Source organism: Algorimicrobium bowmanii, assembly GCF_054031195.1.
The window spans coordinates 2,714,667-2,727,113 of the sequence record NZ_CM132929.1; the positions used below are offsets into that span (position 1 = coordinate 2,714,667).

Sequence of the window (12,447 nt, forward strand, 5' to 3'; positions counted from 1 at the left end):
TCTTTTTTATTCGTTGTAAGCAACTATAACTTTAGCGGTTTGTATAACTTTATTATTATAGTTTATTTGCGGTTTTATTATTCTTTTAATTATTTGCTTCCCTTCTTCAACACTTTCATCATATTCTAAAGTAGCAACCATATTCATACCTGAATTATAGTTTTGTCCAATTAGTTGCGGTATTTCATAACCATAGGCTTTCAGATTGTCTAAAATGGAAGCGGAATATTTTTTTAGGTGTTTATAACCTTTGATACTTTTATCCATTACTTCAAGGTTCATAAGAATTCGAGTAACTTCATCTGCCACTTTGAGAACTAACGAATGGTCTTTTTCTTCATTTTCAGGTTTTCTTGATTGGTTTAGGTCTTTTAGTTTAAGTTGTGTGTCTAAAACCTCTACTAACTTACTATCCAATTTCACGCTTTCTTCTTCAAGTGAAGCTTTGGTGTTTCTGATTTGGGTTTCGACATCTGTTTTGCTTGACTTAATGCGCTTGCCCAATAGCCAATAAACCAAACCTCCCAATAACAGCGTTGCCAAAGTGGCAATAACCCAATACAAGCGGTTTTTCTCTACACTACTATCCAATTGGGCTATTTGAGTGTCTGCTTTTTGTCCTGTTTCTTGGATTTTAGTTCCAAGCTCTTGGGAATTGGTTACAATGTTTTGGCTGTTTGTTAGGATTAGTTGGCTTAAACTATCAATAGAAGCATTTAAGCCTTTATTTTGAGACTGCAAACTTGAAATTGTTTGACCTTGTTTTCCAATCGTGTAGTTTTGACTGTTTAACTTTTTGGTTAAGACATTAATTTCTTGTTGCTGTTGAAACACATTGTTTTTTATGGTTGGTATTTCTTTAACCAAAATTGAATCTTGTTGCTGTTGAGCAAAAAGATTGGTTGCTCCTACTAAGAGCGTTATAAGTAATAGTTTTTTCATTATTTATTCATTAATATTTTCTTAGCCTTATTGATTTTGTCTTGTACCTCTTTTACTTCCCTTTGTTTGGTTTCTGAACCTCTGAACCATTTAAATTTTTGAACTTCACTTAATTCGTTTTGAAGTATATTAAGCCTTCGAGTTAATTCTGATTTTTTATTTGGTGACCAATCAACTTTGAATGTTTTTGTATAGACTTTAAAATGCTCTACATAAACTTCAATCTTATGTTCTCCGACCATATAAGTGCATTCCTTTTCATTTCCCCATCCACCAAGGTCAATTATTGTAGTTTCTGGTGTTATTGTTACAACAGAAGAAGTTGTATATCCTTCTGGTGAACTTTTCGTACTATGGCTATATTTGCCGTCTGGGTTTACATATTTTTTATAAATAGTTACTTTCCGATTTCCATTTGATATAATTTTTAATTTTAGTCCTACATACCTTATATCTTCTATGTAAAAAGGTTTGTTATCTGTATTTGTTATTTCTGCTGATACAATATCAAAGAATAGTTTCGGTGGAATTTTTTTGTAAGCGGCAATGATGTTTGAAATTGTTGAACTCTTTAAAGAATGGTCTTCAAGCCAATTCATTAATTCCCAAAACTCATTTTTAGCTTCTGTCTTTGTGCTTTCTTTTATTTTAACTAATCTTTTGTCAGATAATACTTCCTTTATTAAATCATTTACCTTATTCCATTCAATTGAGTTCTTAATATTATCTTCAACTGCTGAATAATTGATGGTTTTTAAACCATATTTAAGTTCAATATCATTTTCTTTTAACTCTTCTATTTGCCTTCTAATATTAGCTTCATTTGTTTCATAGGCATCTTTAACCGATTGAAGTAATGCAATTGCTTGATTAACCTCTTGGTCTCTCATTTCTTCAAGCGTTGCAATATGGTCTTTTGCTCTATCTTTAACTAATCTACCTGATGCTATTGACAATGCTGTTTTATTCAGTTCTTGTGCATTTTTTAAAAAATCTTCATTTGAATCATTTTCTTGACTTGCATTAAAGTAGTCAATACCGCATTGCATTATTTGGTTTGCTAATTGGTCTGCAATTGTTTTGTATTTAAGGTCATTTACTCCAATTAAAGATTTAAGATGTGATAAGTCTTTTTTAGTGCTTGTGAAAAGTTCTAAACCTAATTTGTAACCATTAGAGCTATCATCTTTGCGTTTCTTTTTGCAGCTTTCAATACGACTTTCTATGTTATGTAATGGTTGTTCTGTGAATTTTTTCGAGAGATAATTTTGCGTTGTGCCATTGCAACCACTAAATAATTGTAAAGTTTCTGAACTTGAATATTGGTTATTGAGTTGAGTTAGCAACTCATCAATCAGTTTTTCAGATTGTTTGTACTTGTCAATTGTATAAGTTTGGTCAGCAACTGAATGGACAAAATTTTCAAAGAATTCTGATTCAATTAATTTGATTTTGGCTTCAATTCCCTTTTTTATCTCTGTTTTACTTTGGCTTAATAGTTTGTAGGTTCCTAAATTATTAAAGGCAGAAAAGTTCTTGGAATTAACATCTTTGTCATTCGTTACCTTTTCCCATATTTCAATAGCTTTTTTTTCATCACCACTTTTCAAGTACTCTAATGCTGTATTATCAAATGGGCTTACATTTAAAAACCAAAATAGTGAGTAATTCACTTTATCTTGGTTTTGCTCAACATTTGAAAATGCTTTTTGTAGGTTGTCTTTTGTTCTTGTTAGGTCACCAATTAAGGGCTCAAAATCTATTTCTGATTTCGGTTGTTTTCCAACTTCAATATATTTTAGAAATTTACTTTTGTTTCTTTCAAGTTCTCTTAAAGTTGCATTTGAGAGAATCCCCGCAATTCTGTATGGGTTATTTTGGATTAGCTCCATATTTTTTCAGTTGGTTTTAAATTCCTAAAAATACAATTCATTCTATTTATTCTATTACGGTTTTCCGTATTTTGTTCAATTTTTCTTCGTGCGTTGGCTTGTGTGTCGGCTGGTGCGAATGTGTATGGCTTTAAGCGTTGGTTTTATTCAATTTCTATTTTGTCTATTTCTTTCATTATTCTATCTGTTTCTGTAAGCGCCACTATAATTTTCTGATAATGTAAAATATCCTCAAATTTCAATTCTCTTTCTTTACGGTCTTTCAGCCATTTTTGTGCTGGTTGGTAACCTCCAATATAAAATTCCCATGCTGTTACAGGTACGTTATCAAAATACTTGCTTTCGTTTATCCAAATTCTACCCAATTGCTTTTCTTGGTCGATTATTTCCCAATCTTTCTTTCCGATTGTTGTGGTAATTACATTATGGTCGTTTTCTGCATTTTCTGCCATTTCATAACTTGTAATATAATCCTCAACTTTGTTGCTTTCTAAAAGATGAATTTGGCGAAGTTCACCACCCAATTTCACCAATTCCCAAAACGTTTTTACATCTTTTGGATATGGAACTCTTGGGAAATCTATTTTTAAAAACTCTTTGTATTTTTCTCTGTAAGTTGGTGAGTGTAAAACAGCATAGATGTAATCTAAAATGTCAATTGGTGCAAAGGTGTTTTTTGTGTCCTCTTTTTCGTTGGTAAATATTAAAGCTGTTTTTTCTCCAAATTCTTTTACTATTTCTTGGTTTAAATTTGGTTTTCTTTCTGTTGTTTTGTCTATAGTTTGTTGACCATTGGTTTCTGGATATAAATAAAGAGGATAGGTGTTACCGCCACCCCTTCTATAAATATTTAAATCAGTTATGTATTTAGTTATGAATGCCAAATTCCAAGACATAGTTCCTACAGCTAAACCTTGTCTTCCAATTACTAAACCAATATTTTCTTTATTACAAAAATTACGCATTACTTTTCCTCTTGGCATACAATGAAAACCTTTTGATTTTCCTGTGTAATACGTTTTTTTTATCTCAAATGGTCTGTAATTTACATCTGTTATGTTGTCATAGTTACAGTTGCTTTCTATTAAATCTTTTTTAGCTAAAGCGATTTTCCAATCTCTTACATCTTTTCCTAATTTAAACCTTATACGAGCATCTTCATCCTCAATACTTAAAAATTCTTCTATAGTATCTACTACTTCTTGTTTTGTTTCGTGGATAGTAAAATTGTCTCTTGAAGTTGCAATACCAACGCTATTCAGCGGAAATAAGGTGTCAAGAATAATTCCTTTATTATACTTTTCCTCTGCTTCAAAATCTTTTTGAACCATAAAATAGCTCGGAGCTTTATTTGGTAACTTTACATAATCAATTGTTTTTAAACTATTCTTCCAAAGAAAGTCATATTTTTCATCACGTTTTCCGAATAAATCATAATGAAATACTTGCCCTAATTCATTAGTTTTTTTCTTACCTGTTTTAGCAAAAATAGTAATAGCGACACCTTGCATAATATCAAACACGTTTTGGTCTGGCGAACCATCTGGGCAAGTTTCTTTTTTCTTACTATTACCGTGTAAATCTATAGTGTATATTTTATCATAAGTTTTCAATAAATTCCAACGCATTCCTCTAAAGGTTGGGTTGTCTAAAAAACCGTGAGGATTAATAAATGCTAATATTCCACTTCCATTTTTTTCAATATAATGCTGACTGTAACGTATAAATTTTACATAATCGTCATTTATCCATTTTGGATTACGTTCTTTTAATTTTTCTTTTCCACCTGGTTCTTTTTTATAATCTTCCATTAAATCCATAATCCACTTTCCCTTATTGGCACTCTCGCCACTGTATGGTGGATTTCCAATCACACACATTACAGGTGTGTCACGTTTTATATGATTGGCTTCGTTGGCTTCACTACTTAACCAATTAGAAAATAGAGTTCCAGTATCTTTATGGTGTTCTTCTAAAGAGTTGGTTAAGTAAATATTTAAACGTTCATTTTTAGTTGATTTATAACCAGTTTCGGTTAGTAACATATCTAATTTAAGATGTGCCATAGAATAGGAAGCCATTAACAACTCAAAACCGTTTAATCTTGGTATTAAATGTTCTTCTACATAGCCACTCCAAGCGCCTTTCATTGCTTTGAAGTTTTTGTTATAAATAAACTTTACAACTTCTGCTAAAAATGTTCCTGTTCCTGTTGCTGGATCCAATATTTGTACTTTGTGTACTTCTTTTTCTATTTGTTTATAACCTGTTGCAGAACGTTTATCTGGTGTTTGTGTGTCTAATTTTATTTTTGTTTTACTCGTGTCTGCTAAACCTTGTGGTAAATCAAATTCCGTTTTTAAAATATCATCAACTGCACGAACTATAAAATTTACGACTGGTTCAGGTGTGTACCAAACCCCTCTTGCTTTACGTAATTTTGGGTCGTATTCTGCCAAAAAAGTTTCGTAGAAGTGAATTATTGGGTCATTTGTTTGTGTACTTTTTCCAAAGTTCTTTAAAAGTTGCTCAACATTTGTTGCTCTAAAAACTTCTGCAAGGTTATCAACTACAGTTACAATTCTTTCGTCAATATCTGGTCCAGCAATGTAGCCAAATAGTTTACGCAAAAACGGATTGGATTTTGGAATCAGTTCTGCTGCTTCTTGACGACTAAAATCGTCTAAAGTTGGGTCGTGCAAACGTGCGGCAAACATACCGTAAGCTAAAGTTTGAGCATATATATCTGCAAATCCTTTAGGTTCTAAATCGTGAATTAATATTTGTTTAAAGGTGTCGAATTGCCCTTTTAAAGAGGTGTTTTCTTGTGTTTCTTCATCACTTGTAATGGCACGTTCTAAAATATCTTGTAATAAACGCGCTTTAGCTGCCATTAACTCCGCTAAATTTTTAGAAGATTTAATGGTTTGCGAAACGTGAGAAGAAAAATCTTTTATTAAGTTCTCAAACTCCGAGAAGTTTTCGGGAATTGGTTTAACTGAATTATTTTCAATTTCTCCAATTTTTATTTCGTGAACTAATTCTCCATTTTGGAAGAATTGAAACCAGATGTAATCTGTGATAATTAGATTGTCAAGTGCTTTTTTGTAACGCCCAAATTGTTCTTTGTAAGATTTACTGTTAAGGTCTTTTCCTATGTCTTTAGCTTCAATATAACCAACAGGAATTTTGCCTTTTGTGATTACATAATCAGGGTTTCCGCAATCGGTTACGTTTGCAGGTTCGTTGGTAATTTCTATGCCTTGTACTAATTCTCGGATTAGTGTTTCTAAATCTCCTCTATAAGAATGTTCTCTTGATATTCCAGATTGCAGTCTTTTACTTACTATTTCTACGTATTCTTTTATTGTCATTTTCTATTTTCAATCTTTGTTCAGCGTTGGCTAAAAATAGCTCTTTTGTTTTTTTTGCGTTGGCTTTTGTGAGGAAAAAAACAAATGTGCTATTTGTGTGGCTGGTTTTTTTCTATTCTTTTACTTTCAAAGTATCAATAGATGTTGGTTTTACTAAAAATACAATTTAAAATTAAATTCTTTTAAGAACGTTCAAAAATTGCATCTATATCGTCTTCGTTGGATGAACCTGAATAATAACCTCCATCATAATCTCTTTCATAATCTGGTTCATAACTCTCGAAAAAAGTATTAGCCATACCTTCTACGTCTAAGTTTGATACGAATCTTGATATATCAAATTCAATTTTCTCTAAGACAGACACATTGAAACCATCTAAAAATGAATCTAGGCTTTCTTGAATATCAGATTCAATACCGTTTAAATCAATATCATATTCTGGATAGCCTTCAGGATAGTAATACTCGCTTATATGTTTTGGATAGTCAACATCTAAATCATTATTGTCAACGATATTACTCAAGTAATTTTCGATAAGAGTTTCTACTTGCGTAAGAATATCCTCATCTTCAATATTATTGGTGTCTATAAAATTTAAAAGCTCTTTTAAAGTGTCTTCGTCTGAAATGTCTTCAATAAAATTGTTTAAAAAATTAAAATTATTGAATTCTATTTTTGGTTCAAATTCATTCAATATTATTAATAGTTCCCAAGTTCTTTTACCGCTTGGATTATCAGCATTTATTAATGTCTTTAAAAATTGTTCGATTCTTTTATTTAATTTTTCATTAAAAAAATCTAAATATGAAAGTAATATTAAGAAATCCCAATCTTCTTCATTTAGTTTACGCTCAAAAAAGAAATCAAATAAATTTACTTGTATATTTTGTGAATTAGTATTATTAATTTTTTTTGAACCAGTAAGAGTTTGTAAATAATCTATGGAAGTTTCTGTTTCAAGAGATTTAATAATATTAGATATTAAATCGCTCTCATCAGAATATGAACCAAGGACAAAATCTGTGATTGATGGATTAAATAAAACATATTCAAATTTATCCTCATCTACCTGATTTCTATTTAACAATGATTTTGTTGCCAATTTCCTAACTGCTTCAAAACTTTTATCTGTCTGGTCACCAAGATTTACGTTATGAATTTTTAAAAAGGTATTATAAGAACTCCTTAATTTATCTTCTGAAATTTTACCATTATTATATACTGTTAAAAATGTAAGAGCTCTAACGCAATCATCAGTTTGGTTTTGAAAATAGTCTGCCCAAATGTCTTCAGGATTATTTAGATTCTTTATAATATATTTCCAATAATTTTCTGATGAGATATGTCCAATTCGTCCAAAATCAGTGACAAATTCTATTATACGAGGATTGAAATTCCGATGTTTAATTATCTCTTTATATCTTTTGTTTTGGTATATTTTATCAAGATACTCCTCATCTAAATTTGAATAATATATGTGGTTATATAAAATTTTTGCTTTATCTACATTAGTTAAATTTTCAACTCTAAGTAAAAACTCATTATCACGTATATTGCCATTTTGAAACCTATGACTTAGACTGTATGCTTTATTCAGGATATTTGTGCGAGATGTAAGAATGAATTTTTTAGAATTATCCTTGCGAACTCTATTTATAAATTTAACAATATGAGAGTCTCTTTTGTTGTTTATAGCATCGTATAAATTACTTCCTAAAAAATCATCACAATAAAATAGAATATTCTTTTTTTCTCGTTCTCTAAATATACTTTCAGCTTCGCTTATACTTTCTTCGATATCACAAAACTCAAATCCCTTTGCTGTATAATAAAGAGCTAAGTTATCTGCGAGTGTAGTTTTTCCTATTCCTGGTTCTCCTGTCATTATAACAACATTACTTTCTTCAAGAATTTTTAATCCTCTTTTGTGATTGTCCGTTATGGCATATTTATATGCATTTTCTTCAATCTCCCGAATAGTACTCTGGCTTCTACCTTTTATAGCGTTATTATAAATTAAATCTAAAACAGTAGTACTAGTAATCCATAATTTATAGTTTCTTTCAACTATGTCTTGATTTTCCTTTTTTGATAAGAAAGTATTTAAATCCTCATATCCATAAATATCCGACTCGTTAAGTATGTAAGGATGGAATATTGCTTTTATTTCCTGCTTATTAGGACGAGACAATTTTTTTGAAGTAATAAATATATATTTAGCAGGTTTAAGTTTTTTAACTTTTGCTAATTCTTCTTTTTTTAATTTATAAATTAATGTGGTGTATGGTGTTGCAATATAGTGCTTGCATTGAATAATGCCTTCTTTTGTTTTACCAATCCAAAACCTGCCGTCAACTCCACCATCTCTACCAGATTTAAATATTTCAACTCTTTTAGTTAATATATTTTCTATAATAGAAGCTCCTAAAGCTTCAAACTCTCTGTCATTGAGTTTAGAAAAATCATATTCCATATTTTACTGTAGTTTGTTATTCCGATTATTGAATATTAATTTTTCTAGATTTCTTATTTCAGAGTTAGTGGCTCAAATTATTGCCAACGGTTTTGTATAAGATTAGTTGCGTGGTTAAGCAATGAATTTAGCAAATACAAACCGAATAGAAAATCCGCGAGGATTTTCGTAAGCAGGCTTGTACCTAGCAATTAATTTTATACGTTGTTGGCAACAGTATTTATTTTTTTATTCAGTCGTAATTACATTAATGAATTTCCCAAACCTGATAATATATGAAGGATTATGCAAGTAATTCCAAATGTTTTACCAAAGTTCTTTCTGGAAAAAAGATAAATTAATCCTGCTATAATCGCAGGAATTAATAATGCTCCTAAAAAGTATGCTAAAAAATCTAATGGATGGCTTATGTCAATTCCATAAAGAATGACTACATAAATTATTGCGCTAATCAAGCCTAATATAAATCCAGTTTTGTTTGTCATTTTATAAGTTTATTTTTTGTTAATTAGTTTGTTAAGTTCGTCTTTGTTTGCTAAAAAATAGATGTTTCTAAAGATGTCCTCATAAAATTCAGGTTTTTCATCATAAAACATTGTTGGAATATCAAACGAAAATGTAAAAGTTAGTCCATTTACAATTGTTTGATAAATGATAGAAGTATTGCTATATTCAAGGTCTAATTCTCTTACCATATAATTGAAACTTCTTCTTACTGCGATATTATTTTTTAGATAAGTTTTTTTAGCACGAAAGTCATTTATTTCTGTGTTTAATTGCTTTGGGATTAAAACTTTATATTGATAATCCATTTTTTCTTTATTGGCTTGATAAACTTGCCAAGCATCAACAGGATTCTTTTTTTCCTTTTCGTTTAATTTTAGTTCAATAACATTTATAGAAAATGTAATTGCACTATCAGGTTCAAAAGTTCTAAAAATAGTGTGTTCTGAAACTCCAGCATCACTTGACCAATTATTTGGTGCGTCGAAGGCTATTTTATATTTAAAATTTGAATAAATGTTTGTTGTTGAATCAAAATATTCAGTATCTATTTCGATTTGGTTTTTGTCCTTTTGTTCTTTGAAAGAATCTTCAAAAAAACCCGTGTTTTTTGAACTGGTAGAATTCCGATATTTTCCAATTGATAATAGAATGATTATCAATAGAATGAATGAACCATAAATGTAGTACTGTTTTTTCTTCATATTGTTGCCAACGGTTAGATATAGCACATATGTGCTATATATCTCAAATAATATATATAACTGACGTTCTATATATCATTTATGAAATTATGCCATAAAATAATTTAGATTAGTTTATTCTTTAAGGGGTTTTAAAGATAATAAAAATCAAATACACTATTTATAATTTCACTTTCTTATGCTACTTTTTTTAATGGCAATAAAAAATCTATCAAATCATCTCCTTCATCAAGATTCATATTCTCTAAAAGATGACTGCAAGAAATATTATAGCCTTCTGTATTAAGCTTTTTAGCTGTTTTATTCCAAATATCAAATTCAGTCTTATCTGGAAAAGCTATAATTTTCCGCCCCTTTAAAGGCTTTAATAGTTTAGCTTTAAAATTAGACTTACTACCTGTTGCCATCCAAATAATATCACGTCTGATAATACTCATGATGACTGCTGTTTTTTCTGACTCAACTATACCTATTGTTTTTGTATTACATTCTGTCAAATTATGTAACCCAAATAAACATTGCTGTAATACAAAATCATTAATTCGTAATACACGGTGTAACCATGTAATACAATTGAATGGTTTTTTGATTCTTTTACCTGTAATGTGGTCATATAACATTACTTTTCCTGCATGAATTGTAATACGTTCATCAACCTGGAAGAAAACTGTTGCCCCATTCCAATGATTTGAAGTACCAATAAAATATTTTTGTATTACTTCTTTTATGTCTCTTGGTGAAAAATACTGCAGAAGGTATTTAATAAAGTTATTTGACTTATAGTTATTACAATACTTACCAATAATATCATCAGCATGATAAGTAGGTATTTCAGGTTTATAATTTAATGGGAGTACAGAAATAGGTTCGTTACCTTTTGGTGTAAAATGATAGGCACATTTACTTTCTCTATCACACCTTCCAATATGGTGATCTAAATAGTTTTTTGTTTCAGTATCAACATACCTTACAAATGTTCTTTTCTGACATTGTGGACATGGAAATTTTTTACTGGACTTATCTAAGTAGTATTTATAATTAGTATTCATAGTGTTTTTAATTTGTGTTTTATAATGCATTCGTAATAGTCGTAACATTCGTAACGCCTACGAGGGTTACGGATTTTACGAGTGTTAAGAGCATAACGATATATAAATTTAAATTATCACTAAAAATATAACATACTAATTTTCAATACAATAAATTCAATCTTCATGCTATAACATCATTCGTAACGTTCGCAAAATTCGTAACTGTCGTAAAGGTTACGAGCCTTACGAATTTTACGATAGTTACTTTTCTTGTTTTCATATATTTAATTTATCAAAAAGATATTTTAAAGCATCTTCATCTGAAAACTCAACCCGATTAACACCTTTATTTTTTTTAATTATCGGCTTATCAGGAATCATATCAGCTTTCAGCATATCGTATAGCTTAGCTCGCTCTTCCAATGGAAGCGCCTTCGCTACACTATATACTGTTAATGCATTCATGTTTTACTTTATTGATTTAATCGTTTCAGGGTATTTCTAACAGTCCCCTCGCTTATACCTAATTTGGCTGCTATTTCAGTATTTGGTAAACCTTCTTCTTTCAAATCAGAAATAGTACTGTCTCTGTTTGATAAATCAGATGTTGAATAATGTTTTAAATGCTCTTCTTCAATACTGAAGCCTTCAAACTCAAACTTTAAAAAATTATGAGGGTTCTCAATTCTACATATAGCCACATTTCCTGCATGAAATACTTGTTCTGTATTCCGTTGTTTTATTTGTTTGATATAACGACCCGCTGGCATAGAAGCACTTTCTCCTATGGCAAATGAGCTATCACAGAAGTTCATTAACATCTTACTTCCTGCTAAATCATTTTTTGTGATTGGCTTTGTAGCGTCTCTTTTTGGGGTGTGCGCTAAAACCAAAATCGAAACACCGTACTTTTTATTTACTTCTTTCAAATGTTTCATAAGCACAAGTGCATCTTTGGCTCGCTCATTATCACTCTTCAAAAAAGTTATATTATCAATAATTAAGACTTCTGCATTATGGTTCTTAATTACAGTTTCAAACGAATGACACAAATAGTCCTCGTAATCTTTAAATTGCTTAGGAACTTCTGCTTCGGTGTTTATCTCAACCCTTAAAAAATTAGGATCAAAAACATAGTGATCTCGATAATCATCAGAATATCGTTTCTCAAATTGCTTGTCTGATAGTTCAAAATCGAAGTATGCTACCCTTTTAGGTTTAGTTTCAATCTTAAAACCATTTATTGGCTTACCTTTACTAATACTATTTGCTATTTGTACAGCTAATATCGATTTCCCTACATTAGTATCTGCGAAAAGTATACACAACTCTCCTTCAAACCATAACCTATCAAATAGCAATTTTGGAATAGGTCGCATCTTTGCTTCCTGAATCCATTCGTTAGCTGATTTAACAAGAAAGCAACTGCTGCTGCTTTCTTGTTTGGTGGTTTCATCTTGAAGTCCATCAATTTCATCATTGACAATTTCAAGATTTTCTTGGTTAATTATTTTTGGTTCTCCCAT

Annotated in this window: 9 protein-coding genes; all 9 read right to left on the bottom strand. The window is 30.2% G+C overall.

The window, feature by feature from the left end; translation table 11 throughout:
- Positions 1-6: 6 nt before the first annotated feature.
- A complete protein-coding gene (locus tag ACW5R3_RS12190; protein ID WP_456577291.1) occupies positions 7-942 on the bottom strand; it encodes a hypothetical protein in 936 nt (311 codons plus the stop codon).
- The gene (locus ACW5R3_RS12195) at positions 942-2,834 is read right to left on the bottom strand and encodes a hypothetical protein (RefSeq protein WP_456577292.1); all 1,893 of its coding nucleotides are present in this window, start codon (positions 2,832-2,834) and stop codon (positions 942-944) included. Before ACW5R3_RS12195 ends, ACW5R3_RS12190 begins: the two co-directional genes overlap by 1 nt.
- A gap of 143 nt (positions 2,835-2,977) precedes the next feature.
- Entirely contained in the window at positions 2,978-6,208 is a 3,231-nt protein-coding gene (locus ACW5R3_RS12200) for a type ISP restriction/modification enzyme (RefSeq protein ID WP_456577293.1), read from the bottom strand.
- 182 nt (positions 6,209-6,390) lie between these two features.
- Positions 6,391-8,682: an nSTAND3 domain-containing NTPase gene (locus ACW5R3_RS12205; RefSeq protein WP_456577294.1), complete on the bottom strand. Its 2,292-nt coding sequence runs from the start codon at positions 8,680-8,682 to the stop codon at positions 6,391-6,393.
- A gap of 242 nt (positions 8,683-8,924) precedes the next feature.
- Positions 8,925-9,167, bottom strand: coding sequence for a hypothetical protein (locus tag ACW5R3_RS12210; protein ID WP_456577295.1), 243 nt, complete (start codon positions 9,165-9,167; stop codon positions 8,925-8,927).
- A gap of 9 nt (positions 9,168-9,176) precedes the next feature.
- Positions 9,177-9,890 (bottom strand): hypothetical protein, encoded by a 714-nt coding sequence (locus ACW5R3_RS12215; RefSeq protein ID WP_456577296.1) that lies wholly within the window; start codon positions 9,888-9,890, stop codon positions 9,177-9,179.
- A gap of 176 nt (positions 9,891-10,066) precedes the next feature.
- Positions 10,067-10,939 carry a DUF6371 domain-containing protein gene (locus ACW5R3_RS12220; RefSeq protein WP_456577297.1) on the bottom strand — a complete coding sequence of 291 codons (873 nt, stop codon included), beginning with the start codon at positions 10,937-10,939 and terminating at the stop codon, positions 10,067-10,069.
- A 258-nt stretch (positions 10,940-11,197) separates the two neighbouring features.
- On the bottom strand, positions 11,198-11,386 hold the full coding sequence (locus ACW5R3_RS12225; protein ID WP_456577298.1) for a hypothetical protein: 189 nt from the start codon (positions 11,384-11,386) through the stop codon (positions 11,198-11,200).
- An 8-nt stretch (positions 11,387-11,394) separates the two neighbouring features.
- Positions 11,395-12,447: an AAA family ATPase gene (locus ACW5R3_RS12230; protein ID WP_456577299.1), complete on the bottom strand. Its 1,053-nt coding sequence runs from the start codon at positions 12,445-12,447 to the stop codon at positions 11,395-11,397.

Bases quoted from the DNA above. Each gene is read 5' to 3' on its own strand.
- ACW5R3_RS12220 (WP_456577297.1), bottom strand. From the start codon at position 10,939: ATGAATACTAATTATAAATACTACTTAGATAAGTCCAGTAAAAAATTT.
- ACW5R3_RS12230 (WP_456577299.1), bottom strand. From the start codon at position 12,447: ATGGGAGAACCAAAAATAATTAACCAAGAAAATCTTGAAATTGTCAAT.
- ACW5R3_RS12205 (WP_456577294.1), bottom strand. From the start codon at position 8,682: ATGGAATATGATTTTTCTAAACTCAATGACAGAGAGTTTGAAGCTTTA.
- ACW5R3_RS12210 (WP_456577295.1), bottom strand. From the start codon at position 9,167: ATGACAAACAAAACTGGATTTATATTAGGCTTGATTAGCGCAATAATT.
- ACW5R3_RS12200 (WP_456577293.1), bottom strand. From the start codon at position 6,208: ATGACAATAAAAGAATACGTAGAAATAGTAAGTAAAAGACTGCAATCT.
- ACW5R3_RS12215 (WP_456577296.1), bottom strand. From the start codon at position 9,890: ATGAAGAAAAAACAGTACTACATTTATGGTTCATTCATTCTATTGATA.
- ACW5R3_RS12225 (WP_456577298.1), bottom strand. From the start codon at position 11,386: ATGAATGCATTAACAGTATATAGTGTAGCGAAGGCGCTTCCATTGGAA.
- ACW5R3_RS12190 (WP_456577291.1), bottom strand. From the start codon at position 942: ATGAAAAAACTATTACTTATAACGCTCTTAGTAGGAGCAACCAATCTT.
- ACW5R3_RS12195 (WP_456577292.1), bottom strand. From the start codon at position 2,834: ATGGAGCTAATCCAAAATAACCCATACAGAATTGCGGGGATTCTCTCA.